This window comes from Pseudomonas sp. IPO3749 (assembly GCF_013386605.1).
In the GTDB taxonomy this organism is placed as follows: Bacteria; Pseudomonadota; Gammaproteobacteria; order Pseudomonadales; family Pseudomonadaceae; genus Aquipseudomonas; species Aquipseudomonas azotoformans_A.
Genome location: NZ_JACARN010000047.1, coordinates 42,289 through 59,073 on the forward strand (window position 1 = coordinate 42,289; position 16,785 = coordinate 59,073).

General features: G+C 61.7%; 18 protein-coding genes. 5 read left to right on the forward strand and 13 right to left on the reverse strand.

From position 1 onward, the window contains the following. The first annotated feature begins 55 nt into the window (after nucleotides 1-55). From lptE to HX812_RS19250, 4 genes are all read left to right on the forward strand, one after another. A complete protein-coding gene (lptE, locus tag HX812_RS19235) occupies nucleotides 56-661 on the forward strand; it encodes an LPS assembly lipoprotein LptE (RefSeq protein WP_038847509.1) in 606 nt (201 codons plus the stop codon). A gap of 39 nt (nucleotides 662-700) precedes the next feature. Next, nucleotides 701-1,738 (forward strand): DNA polymerase III subunit delta, encoded by a 1,038-nt coding sequence (gene holA / locus HX812_RS19240; protein ID WP_038847506.1) that lies wholly within the window; start codon nucleotides 701-703, stop codon nucleotides 1,736-1,738. A gap of 84 nt (nucleotides 1,739-1,822) precedes the next feature. Next, entirely contained in the window at nucleotides 1,823-1,987 is a 165-nt protein-coding gene (gene arfA / locus HX812_RS19245; RefSeq protein WP_003176285.1) for an alternative ribosome rescue factor ArfA, read from the forward strand. A 61-nt stretch (nucleotides 1,988-2,048) separates the two neighbouring features. Next, nucleotides 2,049-3,374 carry a lytic murein transglycosylase gene (locus HX812_RS19250; RefSeq protein WP_038847503.1) on the forward strand — a complete coding sequence of 442 codons (1,326 nt, stop codon included), beginning with the start codon at nucleotides 2,049-2,051 and terminating at the stop codon, nucleotides 3,372-3,374. Between the two features lie 125 nt (nucleotides 3,375-3,499). Here the strand turns inward: HX812_RS19250 and HX812_RS19255 are convergent, their stop codons facing one another. From HX812_RS19255 to HX812_RS19315, 13 genes are all read right to left on the reverse strand, one after another. Beyond that, nucleotides 3,500-4,417, reverse strand: a complete 918-nt coding sequence (locus HX812_RS19255; protein WP_038847656.1) for an LD-carboxypeptidase — start codon at nucleotides 4,415-4,417, stop codon at nucleotides 3,500-3,502. 106 nt (nucleotides 4,418-4,523) lie between these two features. After that, nucleotides 4,524-5,525 carry a lipoyl synthase gene (gene lipA, locus HX812_RS19260; protein WP_017735632.1) on the reverse strand — a complete coding sequence of 334 codons (1,002 nt, stop codon included), beginning with the start codon at nucleotides 5,523-5,525 and terminating at the stop codon, nucleotides 4,524-4,526. Nucleotides 5,526-5,551: 26 nt separating this feature from the next. Further along, nucleotides 5,552-6,199, reverse strand: coding sequence for a lipoyl(octanoyl) transferase LipB (gene lipB, locus HX812_RS19265; protein ID WP_033896440.1), 648 nt, complete (start codon nucleotides 6,197-6,199; stop codon nucleotides 5,552-5,554). After that, complete coding sequence (locus HX812_RS19270; RefSeq protein WP_010206784.1) at nucleotides 6,199-6,474, reverse strand: DUF493 domain-containing protein; 276 nt, start codon at nucleotides 6,472-6,474, stop codon at nucleotides 6,199-6,201. The genes lipB and HX812_RS19270 overlap by 1 nt, the downstream gene beginning before the upstream one ends. 84 nt (nucleotides 6,475-6,558) lie before the next feature. Then, nucleotides 6,559-7,716 (reverse strand): D-alanyl-D-alanine carboxypeptidase family protein, encoded by a 1,158-nt coding sequence (locus HX812_RS19275; RefSeq protein WP_038847502.1) that lies wholly within the window; start codon nucleotides 7,714-7,716, stop codon nucleotides 6,559-6,561. A 180-nt stretch (nucleotides 7,717-7,896) separates the two neighbouring features. Further along, nucleotides 7,897-8,895: a septal ring lytic transglycosylase RlpA family protein gene (locus tag HX812_RS19280; protein WP_033896438.1), complete on the reverse strand. Its 999-nt coding sequence runs from the start codon at nucleotides 8,893-8,895 to the stop codon at nucleotides 7,897-7,899. Beyond that, complete coding sequence (gene mltB, locus HX812_RS19285; RefSeq protein WP_010206788.1) at nucleotides 8,895-9,905, reverse strand: lytic murein transglycosylase B; 1,011 nt, start codon at nucleotides 9,903-9,905, stop codon at nucleotides 8,895-8,897. The genes HX812_RS19280 and mltB overlap by 1 nt, the downstream gene beginning before the upstream one ends. Nucleotides 9,906-9,922: 17 nt before the next feature. Next, the gene (gene rodA / locus HX812_RS19290) at nucleotides 9,923-11,026 is read right to left on the reverse strand and encodes a rod shape-determining protein RodA (protein ID WP_050572452.1); all 1,104 of its coding nucleotides are present in this window, start codon (nucleotides 11,024-11,026) and stop codon (nucleotides 9,923-9,925) included. A 31-nt stretch (nucleotides 11,027-11,057) separates the two neighbouring features. Continuing rightward, a complete protein-coding gene (mrdA, locus tag HX812_RS19295) occupies nucleotides 11,058-12,956 on the reverse strand; it encodes a penicillin-binding protein 2 (protein WP_038847499.1) in 1,899 nt (632 codons plus the stop codon). A 15-nt stretch (nucleotides 12,957-12,971) separates the two neighbouring features. Then, on the reverse strand, nucleotides 12,972-13,439 hold the full coding sequence (gene rlmH / locus HX812_RS19300; RefSeq protein WP_003176297.1) for a 23S rRNA (pseudouridine(1915)-N(3))-methyltransferase RlmH: 468 nt from the start codon (nucleotides 13,437-13,439) through the stop codon (nucleotides 12,972-12,974). Nucleotides 13,440-13,448: 9 nt separating this feature from the next. Further along, nucleotides 13,449-13,943 (reverse strand): ribosome silencing factor, encoded by a 495-nt coding sequence (gene rsfS / locus HX812_RS19305; RefSeq protein ID WP_003237041.1) that lies wholly within the window; start codon nucleotides 13,941-13,943, stop codon nucleotides 13,449-13,451. Nucleotides 13,944-14,012: 69 nt separating this feature from the next. Next, the gene (gene nadD, locus HX812_RS19310; RefSeq protein WP_033896435.1) at nucleotides 14,013-14,657 is read right to left on the reverse strand and encodes a nicotinate-nucleotide adenylyltransferase; all 645 of its coding nucleotides are present in this window, start codon (nucleotides 14,655-14,657) and stop codon (nucleotides 14,013-14,015) included. Then, a complete protein-coding gene (locus HX812_RS19315; RefSeq protein ID WP_038847496.1) occupies nucleotides 14,657-15,922 on the reverse strand; it encodes a glutamate-5-semialdehyde dehydrogenase in 1,266 nt (421 codons plus the stop codon). The genes nadD and HX812_RS19315 overlap by 1 nt, the downstream gene beginning before the upstream one ends. Nucleotides 15,923-16,097: 175 nt before the next feature. Here HX812_RS19315 and HX812_RS19320 point away from each other — a divergent pair, with 175 nt between their 5' ends. After that, the gene (locus HX812_RS19320) at nucleotides 16,098-16,781 is read left to right on the forward strand and encodes a DNA-3-methyladenine glycosylase (protein ID WP_038847494.1); all 684 of its coding nucleotides are present in this window, start codon (nucleotides 16,098-16,100) and stop codon (nucleotides 16,779-16,781) included. Nucleotides 16,782-16,785 lie beyond the last annotated feature (4 nt).

A 16,785-nucleotide genomic window follows, 5' to 3' on the forward strand; every position in this document is an offset into this window, starting at 1 on the left:
AACAAAGCCTTCAGGGCCTCGATAAGGCCCACATGGTTTCAAGGGGAGCAACAAAATGATCAAACGCAATTTGCTGGTAATGGGCCTAGCCGTGCTGTTGAGCGCTTGCGGTTTCCAGCTGCGCGGCACCGGCACCAACGAAATGGCGATCAAGGAACTGGACGTCAGTGCCCGCGACGCCTACAGCGAAACGCTGACCCAGCTGCGTCAGCTCCTGGAAAACAGCGGTGTTCACGTCTACACGGGCGCGACCTACAAGCTGTTCCTGGCCAATGAAAAACAAACCCAGCGCAACCTGAGCTACGCCAGCGCCGGGCGTGCATCCGATATCGAACTGAGCACCGTGCTCAGCTTTGAAGTCCAGGGCCGCGATCACCTGCCGTTGTTGAATGACGACGTTCAGATCCAGAAAATCGTCAGCCACGACGGCAACAACCTGGTAGGTTCGGACTCCGAAATCAACCAGGTGCGCAAGGAAATGCGTCGCGAGTTGGTACAACGCATGGCGCTGCGCCTGTCGATGATCACGCCGCAACAACTGGAAACCTTGCAGCAACAAGCTGACAACAAGGCCAAGGCCGACGCCGATGCGTTGAAAGCCGCCCAAGAGTACGAAGACAACACGCCGAAACAATCGCCTGTTGAAGTCCCTGTCGAGTAAGCCAGACGGGGCGCCCCAAGCGCCCCGTTCGCCCTGCCTATGAAACTCGCTCCCGCCCAACTCGCCAAACACCTGCAAGGTGGCCTGGCGCCTGTCTATATCGTCAGCGGCGATGACCCGCTGCTGTGCCAGGAAGCTGCCGACGCCATTCGCGCCGCTGCACGCCAGCAAGGCTTCGACGAACGCCAGGTGTTCAGCGCCGACGCCAGTTTCGACTGGGGCACGCTGCTGCAAGCTGGCGCGAGCATGTCGCTGTTTGCCGAAAAGCGCCTATTGGAACTGCGCCTGCCTTCGGGCAAGCCTGGGGACAAGGGTGCGGCCGCCCTGATGGAATACTGCTCGCGCCCCGCTGAAGACACGGTGCTGCTGATCAGTCTGCCCAAGCTCGACGGCAGCGCGCAGAAAACCAAGTGGGGCAAGGCGTTGGTGGAAGGGGCGCAAACCCAGTTCATCCAGATCTGGCCAGTGGACAGCAACCAGTTGCCGCAGTGGATTCGCCAGCGTTTGTCCCAATCGGGGCTGTCGGCGACCCAGGACGCGGTGGAGCTGATCGCCGCCCGGGTCGAAGGCAACTTGCTGGCCGCCGCCCAGGAGATCGAAAAGCTCAAGCTGATGGCCGAAGACGGGCAAATTACCGTCGAGACCGTCCAGGGCGCCGTGGCCGATAGCGCGCGCTTTGATGTGTTCGGGTTGGTAGACGCGATCCTCAATGGCGAACCCGCCCACGCCCTGCGCATGCTCGAAGGCCTGCGCGGCGAAGGCGTCGAGCCACCGGTGATTCTCTGGGCCCTGGCCCGGGAGCTGCGCGTGTTGGCCAATATTGCCCTGCAATACAGCCAGGGCACGCCATTGGACAAGGCCTTCAGCCAAGCCCGACCGCCGGTCTGGGACAAGCGCAAACCGCTGATGAGCAAAGCTCTGCAACGGCACTCGGCGCAACGCTGGGCGCAACTTTTGCTGGAAGCGCAGCGCATCGACGCGCAGATCAAGGGCCAGGCGGCCGGTTCGCCGTGGATGAGCCTGAGCCGTTTGTCGCTGTTGATGGCCGGCCAGCGCCTGACACTGCCAGCAGAATAGTCCTACCTCTCGAAGGGCTTTACAGCAGCGCAACATCGGCAGATGATTTGCACCGCTTGATCCCACCTATCGAGAGTAACGACCATGAGCAAAAAGCCATCCAAGCATGGCCCCAATAAGGCCAAATCCATCATCGCCCAGCCACTGTTCCGCAGCCGTCAAGAACGCGCCGGCAAGGGCAAAGGCAGCTACCGCCGCGAAGCCTTCCAGTCTAATAGCTGGGAGGCTTCTTACTTTCTGGCTGCCTGAAGGCAAGCCCCCCTCTGGCATGATAAGGTCTGCACCTGATTTGTAATCCCTGGACCTGTGCATGCCCTCTAGTCTTTCCCGTCGTTGGCACCTTCGCCAATTGATCGCTGCCTCCAGCCTCATTCTGCTCGTCGCCTGCGCGGAAAAACCCACCGCCGCCGACGCTCAACCCCTGCCCAAGCTCCAGACCGCCCCTGTGGTAGCGCCCGCTGTCGTGGCCCCGCTGGCTGTGGACAATCTGGATATCCAACCGACCCAGACCTTCGCCGAATGGCAGGCGGGCTTCCGTGTGCAAGCCCTGCAGGCCGGCATCACCGCTGCGGTGTTCGACAACGCGTTCGCCAACGTCACCCCGGACATGGCGGTCATCCGCGCCGACCGCAGCCAGCCGGAGTTTTCCCGCCCGGTGTGGGAATACCTCGACGGCGCCCTCTCGCCCCTGCGCGTGCGCAATGGCCAGGCGCTATTGATCAAGTACGCCGACATCCTGCAAAGCATCGAGCAGCGTTATGGCGTCGACCGCCAGGCATTGGTGTCGGTCTGGGGCATGGAGAGCAACTTCGGCCAGTTCCAGGGCAATAACTCGGTGATCCGCTCCCTCGCGACCCTGGCTTACGAAGGCCGTCGCCCGGCATTCGCCCAGGCGCAATTGCTGGCCGCGTTGCAGATCATCCAGCACGGCGACATCCAGGCCGACCAGATGAAAGGCTCCTGGGCCGGCGCCATGGGCCAGACCCAGTTTATCCCGACCACCTACAACACCCACGCCGTGGACTTCGATGGTGACGGTCGCCGCGATATCTGGAACAGCCCGGCCGACGCCCTCGCCTCCACCGCGCACTACCTGCAGAGCTCCGGCTGGCAGAAAGGCCAGCCGTGGGGTTTCGAGGTGAAACAACTGCCGGCGAACTTCGATTACGCCCTGGCCGATGGTGGCATCCGCAAGACGGTTGCCGAGTGGATGAAACTTGGCGTCCAGCTCCCATTTGGCGCAAGCATGCCGCCAAACGTCGACCAACTGTCCGCTGCCCTGCTGCTGCCCGCAGGTTATCGCGGCCCGGCGTTCCTGGTGCTGGATAACTTCCGCGCGATCCTCAAGTACAACAACTCGTCGTCCTACGCCTTGGCGGTCGGCCTGTTGTCGGAACGCTTCGGTGGTGGTGGCGTGATTCGCGGCGACTGGCCAAAGGATGAGCTGCCATTGAGCCGCTCGCAGCGCATCGACCTGCAGACGGCCCTGAGTGCCAATGGCTACGACGCGGGCAACCCGGACGGGATTATCGGCGCCAATACGCGCAAGGCGATTCGTGCGGCGCAGCAAGCGCTGGGTTGGCCGGCGGATGGGTATCCGACTGTGAAGTTGCTGGAGTCGTTGCAGAACCGTTAGATTTGCGTATGACGGCTACCGTCTTCGCGAGCAAGCCCGCTCCCACATCTGACTGCATTCCAAAGTTGGAACTCGGTTGAATGTGGGAGCAGGCTTGCTCGCGAAAGCGGCATCACAGTCAACAGCTATTTAAAGACCACATCCTGCTCCAACACCAACCGCTGCTCCCCCGCATCCAACCGCACCAACGCGCCCATCGGCAGCGTCAGGTTCGGATCGCAATGCCCACTGCGCCAGCCGGACAACACCGGAATGCGCAACGGTTCGAAGGTCTGCTTGAGCAGCCGCTCCAGCGCAACGCCCTCCACGCCCGCGACATCCCCCACCAACACACCGGCCACTTGTGCCAGCTTGCCGGCCAAACGCAGGTGCGTCAGCAGGCGGTCGATGCGGTAGATCGGCTCGTTGACGTCTTCGATCAGCAGGATGATGCCTTCAGCGTCGATCTCAAAGGGCGTGCCCATGACCGCCGCGATCATCGACAGGTTGCCACCCAGCAGACGCCCACAGGCGATGCCAGGCTCAATGGTGGTCAGCGGATAGGCTGCCGGGTGCGCGAGCACGCTCCCGCTACCTAGTTGACCGCGTAGCATGCTGAACAATGAAGACTCGGTAGGTTGTTGCTTGTCACCCAACAGGTCGGCGTTGAGCATCGGACCGTGGAAGGTCACGAAACCGGCGTAACGGCTGATGGCCAGGTGCAACGCGGTGATGTCGCTGTAGCCTACGAAGGGCTTGGGGTTGGCGCGCAGCAGGTCGAAGTCCAGGCTATCGAGCAGGCGTGGCGTGCCGTAGCCGCCACGCAGGCAGAAAATGGCGTCGATGTCAGGGTTGGCAAAGGCGTTGTGCAGGTCGTTGAGACGGGTTTTATCGCTGCCGGCAAGGTAGCCGTCGCGCTCATAGACGCCGGGGAAGATTCGCAGGTCGTAACCGCGAGCGCGCATCCATTGGCCGGCTTTTTCCACGTCCAGGGTGGCGGGGCCGGCGGGGGCGATCAGGGCGATGGTGCCTTCGCTGCGGAGGGCCGGTACTGCAGCGGTCAGTTGAGTCATCCGTGGATCTCATCAGTTGATGGGGCTGCTTCGCAGCCCAGCGGGGCAAGCCCGCTCACCACAGCAAGCCCCACCCATGTCTGGGCTGCGGTACGGTTTACGAAACCAGGCTCGCCTTGACCAGCTTGGCCTGCTCGTCCGCATGGTACGAGGAACGTACCAGCGGGCCCGACGCCACGTTCTTGAAGCCCATCTTGTAACCTTCCTCGGCGAACCAGGCGAAGGTGTCCGGGTGCACGAAACGCTGCACCGGCAAGTGGCTGCGGGACGGTTGCAGGTACTGGCCCAGGGTCAGCATATCGATGTCGTGTTCGCGCATGCGCTTCATGACTTCGATCACTTCCTCGTCGGTCTCGCCCAGGCCCAGCATCAAGCCGGACTTGGTCGGGATGTGCGGCATCATCTGCTTGAATTTCTGCAGCAGGGTCAGCGACCACTGGTAGTCCGAACCCGGACGCGCGGCCTTGTACAGGCGCGGCACGGTTTCCAGGTTGTGGTTGAACACATCCGGCGGCTCGGCGGCGGTGATTTCCAGTGCCACGTCCATGCGACCACGGTAGTCCGGCACCAGGGTTTCAAGCATCACGTTCGGCGACAGCTTGCGGATTTCGCGGATGCAGTCGGCAAAGTGCTGGGCACCACCGTCACGCAGGTCGTCGCGGTCTACCGAGGTGATCACCACGTACTTGAGGCGCAGGTCGGCGATGGCAATGGCCAGGCTTTCCGGCTCGTTGACGTCCAGTGGCTTCGGACGGCCGTGGCCGACGTCGCAGAACGGGCAACGACGGGTGCAGATGTCACCCATGATCATGAAGGTCGCAGTGCCGCCGGAGAAGCACTCGCCCAGGTTCGGGCAGGACGCTTCTTCGCACACGCTGTGCAGCTTGTGTTTGCGCAGCAGCGCCTTGATACGGTCGACTTCCGGCGAAACCGGGATGCGTACGCGGATCCAGTCGGGTTTCTTCGGCAGTTCGGTGGTCGGAATGATCTTCACCGGGATGCGTGCAACCTTCTCGGCGCCGCGCAGCTTGACGCCGGCTTCCACCTTGGCACGCGGGGCCGGGGCCGGACGGTCGGTAACGTCCACCGTCGGGATCATGGTTTGCACTGCATCAGTAGTCATAATCAGTCGATTCCGCCCGTAAGGGTCGTCTGCTCAGCATAGTCGAGGTGTTTGACGAGCTGCGCACGCAGCCGGGCACTCACCTCGGCAAATTTAATCGGTGAAGCATGGTCACTCAGTTGCGTCATCGCCAACCCGGCATAGCCACACGGGTTGATCCGCCGGAACGGGGCCAGGTCCATGTCCACATTCAGGGCCAGGCCATGAAAGGAACAGCCGTGGCGAATCCGCAGCCCCAGTGAGGCGATTTTCGCGCCGTCGACATACACACCCGGTGCATCGGGCTTGGCCGCGGCGGTCACGCCATAACTGGCCAACAGCTCGATCAGGCAAGCCTCCATGCGGCTGACGAGGTCACGCACGCCAAACCCCAGCTTGCGCACGTCCAGCAAGAGGTATGCGACAAGTTGTCCAGGGCCATGGTAAGTCACTTGGCCACCTCGGTCGACCTGCACCACCGGAATATCCCCCGGCAGCAGCAGATGCTCAGCCTTGCCGGCCTGGCCCTGGGTGAAGACCGGCGGGTGTTCCACCAGCCAGATTTCATCGGGGGCCGACGTGCCGCGTTCATTGGTGAACCGCTGCATGGCGTGCCAGACGGGCTCATAGTCCATCCGGCCGAGCTCGCGAAAGCCCAGGATTTGAGACATCACAACACCATGTGCACGAAGCCGGTGGCCCGCAGTTCGCTGTTGATGTTGTAGAGCTGGTCTTGATCAATCGCAACGATGTGCAACTGGATCGTGGTGTATTTGCCGGTCGAGCTGGATCGCTCGTCCACGCGCTGGTCGTTGATCGTTGCGTGCTTGCGCACGATCTCGAGGATCAGGTCTTTACGGCCGACACCGGTATCGCTGATCACCTTGATGGGATAGTCCACCACCGGGAATTCGATCTTTGGCGCCTTTACTTCTTTATCGGTCATGGCGTAACGGCCTCGTAAGCGTAAGCCGTGGCGACGGGCAAAGCCCCGCGTCGGATCAACGCGGGGCTTTGCAGGTGCACACTATCAGTTGAACAAGCTGTAGAAGAATAGACGGATGCTATCCCAGACGCGGCGGAAGATACCACCTTCGTCGACGGCGTCCAGCGCGATCAGGTCGGCGCTGTGCACCACCTTGTCATCCAGCTTCACTTCGACCTTGCCGATCACATCACCCTTGGCGATTGGGGCAACCAATTGCGGGTTCATGGTCATGCTGGCCGCGAGCTTTTTCAGCTGGCCTTTAGGCATGGTCAGGGTCAGGTCGTCGGCCAGGCCGGCTTTGACCTGGGAGGTCGCGCCTTTCCACACCGGCGCGGTCGCCAGCTCAGCACCCTTCTGGTAGAAGGTCTGGGTTTCGAAGAAGCGGAAACCGTAGGTCAGCAGTTTTTGCGTCTCGGCCGCACGGGCCTGCTCGCTGTTGGTGCCGAAGACCACGGCGATCAGGCGTTGGCCGTCACGTACAGCGGACGACACCATGCAGTAGCCGGCTTCGTCGGTGTGGCCGGTTTTCAGACCGTCGACGGTTTTGTCGCGCCACAGCAGCAGGTTACGGTTAGGCTGCTTGATGTTGTTCCAGAAGAATTCCTTCTGGGAGTAGATCGCGTAGTGCACCGGGTCAACGCGGATGATCGCGCGTGCCAGGATCGCCATGTCGTGAGCCGACGAGTAGTGCTCTGGGTTCGGCAGACCGGTCGGGTTCATGAAGTGGCTGTTGGTCATGCCCAGGTCGGCCACGGTTTTGTTCATCATGTCGGCGAACGCGTCTTCGCTACCGGCGATGTGCTCGGACAGGGCCACACTGGCGTCGTTACCCGACTGGATGATGATGCCGTGCAGCAGGTCGCTCACAGTGACTTGCGAACCGACCTTGATGAACATCCGCGAACCGCCGGTACGCCAGGCGTTTTCGCTGACGGTGACCGGGTCGTTTTCGCCGATCTGGCCGCGACGGATTTCCAGGGTCGCGATGTAGGCGGTCATCAGTTTGGTCAGGCTGGCCGGCGGCAGGCGCTGGTCACCGTTGCTCTCGACCAGCACGTTGCCACTGGCGGCATCCATGAGGACCCAGGACTTGGCGGCCAGTTGCGGGGAAGCCGGCACCATTTCAACGGCCCAGGCGGCCGGGGTGATGATCAGCGAAAGAAGCAGGCACGTGCGTTTGGCTAAGGTGGTGATGTTCATCCGTCTCTCGAAATTGCTTATGGAAACTTGCCCTCGCGGGCAAAACTTATTCAGACAGCCCGTTGCCAGACTGTCGCGTGTTCGGTTGCCCGCTCACCCCTTGCCCCTGGGTTTTTATTGTTCAACGAGCCAACAACCAGGGTTCGAGCCCGCGCACGAGCCTGAACCATCAATTCTCTATTATTCGGCAGTGACCACACTGGGTTGCCCCAGGTTGGCCATGCGTACGCTGTTCTGTACCTGTGCCACTTCGCTAGGAGAGCCGATCGGGCCCATACGCACACGGTGCAAGGTCTGCTGGTTACGCACAATGGAGCTGATGAACACCGGCGCGTTGACCATGCCACTGAGCTTGGACCTTAACAGTTCTGCCGCATCCGGGTTGGCGAAAGCGCCGACCTGCAGGTATTGCCCGCCGGCCATCGAAGCGCCAGGCGCGGCATGGGGCACAACCACCGTGTCAGGCGCGTGCTGTGCCGGCGGTGGCGTCCACTGCTCGATCTTGCCGGTAGAGGCGGTCACTTGCGGCTGCTGGGTTTGCGGCTCGTTGAGCATCAACGGCGCAGGTTTGCCACGCTGGGCCCAGTACTGCGCCGGGTCGATACCTTCGACCTTCACGCGTGCGGTGCCGGTTTCGGCGTAACCGAGTTTCTTCGCGGCGGCGTAGGACAAGTCGATGATGCGGTCCGAATAGAACGGTCCACGGTCGTTCACACGCAGGATCACCGTGCGATTGTTGTCCAGGTTGGTCACACGCACATAGCTGGGCAGCGGCAAGGTCTTGTGCGCGGCGCTCATGCCGTACAGGTCATACACTTCGCCGTTGGCGGTGTTCTGGCCGTGGAATTTGGTGCCATACCAGGACGCCGTGCCCGACTGCACGTAGGTCTTGGATTCCTGCAGCGGGAAGTAGCTCTTGCCCAGCACGGTATAGGGGTTGGCCTTGTACGGACCGGTGTGCAGGGTTGGCGTGGCATCCGGGATCTTCGACACGTCGACGTCCCACCACGGCGCGCCGTCTTTGTGCGCGCGGTTGATGTCCAGGCCCGGCTGGGAACGGACGACCGCGCCCCCGGACTTCTGCGCCGGGCCACGGCTGGTGGAGCAACTGACGACCAGCAGGGACAACGCGGCGAACGCCACCAGCTTGAGCGGTTGATTGAACGGCGATGCCCGCATTACTTGTTGCCCCGTGCTTGGACCAGCATGTCTGACAGCTGATGCACGGCCATGGCGTACATCACACTGCGGTTATAACGCGTGATTGCGTAGAAATTCTTCAGGCCCATCCAGTATTCCGGGCCGTTTTCGCCTTCAAGGCGGAACGCCGTGACCGGCATATCATCCGGCAGCGCATTCTGACTCGACCAGCCCAGCGCCCGCAACTCCCCGACCGTCTTGGCCGGCTCGATGCCCTGGGTCAGGCCTTCATCGGCGCGGTCACCGGTGACATCGGCGCGGATCACTACCGGTTCGCCGGCTACCCAGCCGTGGCGCTTGAAGTAGCTGGCCACGCTGCCGATGGCGTCGTCGGGGTTGCTCCAGATATTGATATGCCCGTCGCCGTCAAAGTCCACTGCATAAGCGCGAAAGCTGCTCGGCATGAACTGCGGCAAGCCCATCGCACCGGCGTAGGAGCCTTTGAGGGTCAACGGGTCGACCTGTTCTTCGCGGGCCAACAGCAGGAATTCGCGCAGTTCCTTGCGGAAGAAGTCAGCACGTGGCGGGTAATCGAAGCCCAGGGTCGACAACGCGTCGATCACCCGGTAACTGCCGGTATTGCGCCCGTAAAAAGTTTCGATGCCAATGATCGAGACAATCACCTGGGCCGGTACGCCGTATTCCTGCTCGGCGCGAGCCAGCACCGCTTCGTGCTGGCGCCAGAAGTCCACACCCCGCGCCACGCGGGCGTCGGTGAGGAACATCGGGCGGTATTCCTTCCACTGTTTCACCCGTTCGGCGGGGCGAGAAATGGCGTCGAGGATCGCCTGCTTTTTCTGGGCTTCGCGAAACACACCCATCAGCTGTTCACCGGCGAAACCATAGTCGCGGGTCATTTCACCGACAAACTCGGCGACCTGGGGTGAACCATCGTAGTCACCGGCCTGCGCCTCTTGCGTTGCGCCCAGCAGGCCAATCAGGCCCATCCAGGACGCGTGCCGAGTCGCCCAGCCGCGCATTACTTGCATTGACATCTTCACCTTATTCAAACCTGTGCGATCCATTTGCGATGCGTATGAATCGACATCAAAACCCCAAACGCTGACAGCAATGTCACCAGCGAAGTTCCGCCATAGCTAATGAATGGCAACGGCACCCCCACCACCGGCAACAGGCCACTGACCATACCGATGTTGACGAAAACGTAAACAAAAAAAGTCATGGTCAAGGCACCCGCCAGCAATTTGCCGAACAGTGTCTGCGCTTGCGCAGTGATCACCAGGCCGCGACCAATCAACAGCAAATAGATCAGCAACAGCGCGCAAATGCCCACCAGGCCGAACTCTTCGCCCATTACCGCAATAATGAAGTCGGTGTGGCTCTCGGGCAAAAAGTCCAAGTGCGACTGGGTGCCCAGTAACCAACCCTTACCAAATACTCCGCCGGAACCGATGGCGGCCTTCGACTGGATGATGTTCCAGCCGGTGCCCAGCGGGTCGCTTTCCGGGTCAAGGAAGGTCAGGATCCGTTGCTTCTGGTAGTCGTGCATAAAGAAGAACCACATGGCGATGGCCACGGGCACGGCGGCGGCCAGCACGCTGAGGATCCAGCGCCAGCGCAAACCGCCCATGAACAGCACGAACGCCCCGCCGGCCAGAATCAGCAGCGAGGTGCCGAGGTCCGGCTGGCGCACGATCAGGATGAAGGGTATGCCGATCAGGATCAGGCTGATCCCCACGTGCTTGAGCTGCGGCGGCAAGGTGCGCTTGGACAGGTACCAGGCGATGGTCGCCGGCATCAGAATCTTCATGAACTCCGATGGCTGGAAGCGGATCACCCCCGGAATGTTGATCCAGCGGGTCGCGCCCATGGCGTTGTGGCCCATTACGTCCACTACCACCAGCAGCAACACGCCCGCCACATAACCCAGTGGCACCCAGCGCGCCATGAAGCGCGGTTCCAACTGGGCAATCACCACCATCGACAGCAGGCCCAGGCCGAATGAGGACGCTTGCTTGATCAGCAGGTCCCAGTTTTTGCCACTGGCGGAATACAGGACGAACAGGCTGCCGGCCGCCAGAGTCAGCAGCAGGATCAGCAACGGGCCATCAATGTGCATGCGCTGCAGCAACGTCGCACGGCGACGCATCACATCTTCGCTGGAGAGGATGCGGTCAAAATTACTCTTCACGGGCCGTAACCTCGGTACTTGAAGGGGGGCCGCCATATTCGGGCTTGAGCCTGCCGTCGTCGGCCAACAGCCAGGCGTCCATGATCTGGCGCACCACAGGCGCCGCGACGCCGGAGCCGGACTCGCCGTTCTCGACCATCACCGCTACCACGATTTTCGGGTCATCCGCCGGCGCGAAGCCAACAAACAAGGCGTGGTCTCGGTGGCGTTCCTGGACTTTGGTGCGGTCGTATTTCTCGCCCTGCTTGATCGCCACAACCTGGGCCGTACCGCTCTTGCCGGCAATGCGGTATTGAGCGCCAATCGCGGCCTTGCGCGCAGTACCACGGGCGCCGTGCATCACTTGCTGCATGCCATGGTTGACCTTGGTCCAGTCGGACGGGTCGCGCAGCACGATGTCCGGGATCGGGTTTTCGTCCAAAGGCTTCTCGCCCTCGATGGTCTTGGCCAGGTGTGGACGGTTCCAGATGCCTTTGTTGGCTACCAGTGCCGTGGCCTGGGCCAATTGCAGCGGCGTGGCTTGCATATAGCCCTGGCCGATACCAAGAATCAGGGTTTCACCCGGGAACCACGCCTGGCGGCGAGTCGCGCGCTTCCATTCGCGCGACGGCATCAGGCCAGGCGACTCTTCGAACATGTCCAGGGAGACTTTCTGACCGAGGCCGAATTTGCCCATGTAGGCAGAGAGGCGGTCGATCCCCAGCTTGTGCGCCAGGTCGTAAAAATAGGTGTCGTTGGAGCGCATGATCGCGGTGTCCAAGTCGACATAGCCGTCACCGGTGCGGTTCCAGTTGCGGTATTTGTGATCGTAGTTGGGCAGCATGTAGTAGCCGGGGTCGTAGACTCGGCTGGAGGCCGTGACCACGCCCGCGTCCAACCCCGCAATCGCCACCGCCGGTTTGATCGTCGACCCCGGCGGATACAGGCCACGCAGTACGCGGTTGAACAGCGGGCGGTCGATGGAATCGCGCAACTCGGCGTAGGCCTTGAAGCTGATGCCGGTCACGAACAGGTTGGGGTCAAAGCTTGGCTGGCTGACCATCGCCAGTACTTCGCCGGTCTTCGGGTCCAGCGCCACCACCGCGCCACGACGACCACCCAGGGCCATCTCGGCGGCTTCCTGCAACTTGATGTCCAGGCTCAGCACGATGTCCTTGCCCGGCACCGGGTCGGTACGCTTGAGCACCCGTAGCACGCGGCCACGGGCGTTGGTCTCGACTTCTTCGTAACCCACCTGGCCGTGCAACTCCGGCTCGTAGAAACGCTCGATGCCGGTCTTGCCGATATGGTGGGTACCGCTGTAATTGACCGGATCGAGGGTTTTCAGCTCTTTCTCGTTGATCCGCCCCATGTAGCCGACGGAGTGGGCAAAGTGCGGCCCTTGCGGGTAATGGCGCACCAACTGCGCCACCACTTCCACACCTGGCAAGCGGAACTGGTTCACCGCGATCCGGGCGATCTGCTCTTCGGTCAGCTCAAACAGGATCGGCACCGGCTCGAAAGGTCGGCGCCCCTGTTTCATGCGTTTTTCGAAGATCACCCGATCTTCCGGCGTCAGTTGCAGCACCTCGACGATCACATCGAGGATCTGCTGCCAGTCGCCGGAGCGCTCGCGGGTCATGCTCAGGCTGAAGCTGGGCCGGTTATCCGCCACCACCACGCCATTGCGGTCGAAAATCAGCCCTCGGGTCGGCGGAATCGGCTGCACATGCACCCGGTTGTTTTCCGACAAGGTGGAGTGATAGTCGTACTGGATCACCTGCAGGAAATACAGGCGCGCGATCAGCACGCCCAACAACGCCACCACCATGATTGCGCCAAACACCACGCGAGCGCGTACAAGACGTGCGTCTTTCTCGTGGTCCTTGATGCGGATCGGCTGGGTCATCGGGAGGGGCGCAGATTATTTGTGGTAAGGGTGCCCGGACAGAACTGTCCAGGCGCGATACAGCTGTTCACCGATCAGAATCCGTACCAACGGGTGCGGCAACGTCAGCGCCGACAGCGACCAACGCTGATCCGCCCGCGCACAGACTTCCGGCGCCAGCCCTTCGGGGCCGCCGACCATGAAGTTGACCGTGCGCGAATCCAGGCGCCAGCGATCCAGCTCCACCGCCAATTGCTCGGTGCTCCAGGGTTTGCCGTGCACTTCAAGGGTGACGATGCGCTCGTTGGGGCCGACCTTGGCCAACATGGCTTCGCCTTCCTGACGGATAAAGCGCGCCACATCGGCATTCTTGCCCCGGGTGTTAAGCGGTATTTCCACCAGTTCAAGCGACAGCTCAGCGGGCAGACGCTTGGCATACTCGTGCCAGCCTTCTTCCACCCACTTGGGCATGCGTGAACCGACAGCGATCAGACGCAGGCGCACAGCCGTTCCTTATTCCTGGTCTTTGTTCAGCTTGTCGAAGTGCGCGTGGCCCACTTCCGGGCTGTGGTGCTTGCCATCGGCGGCACGGCTCTGCTCGGCGCCTTTCCACAGACGCTCCAGGTCGTAGAACTGGCGGGCGTTGGAGGTCATCATGTGAACGATCACGTCGTCCATGTCCAGCAGCACCCAGTCGCTGTCGCCCTTGCCTTCTTCACCCAGTGGCTTGACGCCTTGGGCTTTGACGGCTTCGCGGACTTTGTCCAGCATCGCGCCAATCTGGCGGTTCGAAGTACCGGTGGCGATGATCATGTAGTCGGTGATGCTCTGCTTGTCGCGCACGTCCAGCACCTGGATGTCCTGGGCTTTAACGTCTTCCAGGGCAGCCACGGCGACTTTTACCAGCTCTTCGCCAGCCAGTTCTGGGCCAACATGGGCTTCTACCGGCAGCGGCGCGCTTTTGAAGGTGCCTTTGCGCTTAACTTTGCTTACGTCTTTGTTCGTCATATAAAACTCGTTTTGCTCGTATGTTCGGGCGCTCGCTGCACGACATTTCGTGCGTTCAAGCGCGCCTTTTCAGTTCGACGCACGGTAAAGCCCGTGCGCATCGATGTAGGCCAGGACCGCGTCAGGCACCAGGAAACGTACCGACTTACCGCTGGCCAGCAGTTGACGGATCTGGGTGGCGGACACCGCAAGCGGGGTCTGCCAGACGAATGCAATATTCCCGTTCGGCCCGGTCAGGGCCAAGGGGTCACTTACCGACCGCGCAGCCAGCAGGTTGCGCAAGGCATCCGGCGGTTCGCTGTCGGCATCCGGGCGTTGCAAAACCAGGATGTGGCAATGCTGGAGGAGTTCCTCCCAGCGGTGCCAAGAGGGCAGGCCGCAAAATGCGTCCCAGCCCAAAAGCAGAAACAACTGGTCATCTGCGGCCATTTCAGCGCGCATCACTTCCAGGGTATCGACAGTGTAGGACGGTTTGTCACGCTTGAGCTCGTGGTCGTCCACCACCAGCGGCGTTATGCCCTCCACCGCCAGGCGCACCATTTCCAGGCGCTGCTGCGGCGACACTTGCGGCGTATCGCGATGGGGCGGCCGAGCGTTGGGCATCACGCGCAACTCGTCCAGCGCGAGGGCATCCGCGACTTCCAGGGCGCTGCGCAAATGGCCGATGTGCACGGGGTCGAAAGTACCGCCGAGCAACCCGATGCGTTTACCCATCAAGTGCGCACATGACCATCGCCGAACACCACGTACTTCTCGCTGGTCAGGCCTTCCAGGCCAACCGGGCCACGGGCGTGGAGCTTGTCGGTGGAAATACCGATCTCCGCCCCCAGGCCATACTCGAAGCCGTCGGCAAACCGCGTCGAGGCGTTGATCATCACCGAAGCGGAGTCCACTTCGTTGAGGAAACGCCGGGCATCGCTGAAATGCTCGGAGACAATGGCGTCGGTGTGCTTGGAGCCGTAGGTGTTGATGTGTTCGATGGCTTCGTCCAGATCGTCGACCAGCTTGATCGACAGGATCGGCGCCGTGTATTCGGTGTACCAGTCCAGCTCGGTCGCCTCGATCACGTCCGCGCCCAATAGCGCACGGGTACGCTCACAACCGCGCAATTCCACACCTTTGTCCCGGTAGATGGCAGCCAGCGGCGGCAGCACGCGTTCGGCAATGCCTGCGTGCACCAGCAGGGTTTCCATGGTGTTGCACGGGGCGTAACGGTGGGTCTTGGCGTTGTCGGCGATGCGGATCGCCTTGTCGATGTCGGCGGCGATGTCGATATAGACATGGCACACGCCGTCCAGGTGCTTGATCACCGGCACCTTGGCATCACGGCTGACGCGTTCGATCAGGCTCTTGCCACCGCGCGGCACGATCACGTCGACGAACTCCGGCATGGTGATCAGCGCGCCCACGGCGGCACGGTCGGTGGTTTCCACCACTTGCACCACTTCGGCGGGCAACTCGGCCACGGCCAGACCCTGCTGGATGCACGCGGCGATGGCACGGTTGGAATTGATCGCCTCGGAACCGCCACGCAGGATGGTGGCATTGCCGGACTTGAGGCACAGGCTCGCGGCGTCGATGGTCACGTTCGGGCGCGACTCATAAATGATGCCGATCACACCCAGGGGCACGCGCATCTTGCCGACCTGGATGCCAGACGGCAGGTAACGCATATCACGGATTTCACCGATGGGGTCAGGCAGCTTGGCCACCTGACGCAGGCCTTCGATCATGTCGTCGATACGTGCCGGGGTCAGCGCCAGGCGGTCCAGCAGGGCCGGTTCCAGGCCATTGGCGCGGCCGTTGGCCAGGTCTTGCTCGTTGGCGGCGGTGAGCTCGGAGCGCGAAGCATCCAGAGCGTCGGCGGCGGCCAGCAGGGCGCGGTTCTTCTGCGCGGTGCTCGCACGGGCGATCAACCGCGAGGCCTGACGGGCAGCGCGACCCAGGCGGGTCATGTAGTCAAGAACGGACTCAGTCATGGTCAGGGAGTCTTGGCAGGGAGGAAAGCGGCAGATTATAGCTGTGACGCCGCCCGACTGACAGCGGTGAGGGGCGGATGGTCGAAATGAACTGTAAAAACCTGGGGTTCAGCGGTAATTAAGGTGGGAGTTGTTATGATTCCGTCACATTTAGCCGTATTTACCCCTGACTGCCATGCCCAGCCCATCGCCCCAACTCCCCGCCAGCGCCCTGCCCGACAGCTTCTTCGACCGTGACGCGCAAATTCTTGCGCAGGCATTGCTCGGAAAAATCATCCGTCATCGCGTGGGAAAAATCTGGCTTTCGGCGCGAATTATTGAAACCGAAGCCTATTACGTGGCCGAAAAAGGCAGCCACGCCTCATTGGGCTACACAGAAAAGCGTAAGGCTTTGTTTCTAGATGGTGGCCATATCTACATGTACTACGCCCGTGGCGGCGACTCGCTGAACTTCAGCGCCCATGGGCCGGGCAATGCCGTGTTGATCAAATCGGCCTATCCGTGGGTCGATGAATTATCCGGCCCGGCGAGCCTGGCGCAAATGCTGTTGAACAACCCGAATGCCGACGGCAGCCCACGCGCCTCGCAGAAACTCTGCGCCGGCCAGACCCTGTTGTGCAAAGCCTTGGGGCTGAAGGTGCCGTTGTGGGACGCCAAGCGTTTCGATCAGGAACGGCTCTACGTTGAAGACGTGAGCCAGGCCCCGACCCAGATCATCCAGACCACGCGCCTGGGCATTCCCAGCGGGCGTGATGAACACCTGATGTACCGCTTCGTCGATGCGGGCTACGCGCCTTATTGCACGCGGAACCCCTTGCGCCGGGGCCAGGTCGAAGGCCGCGATTATTTTTTGATTTGAGCAG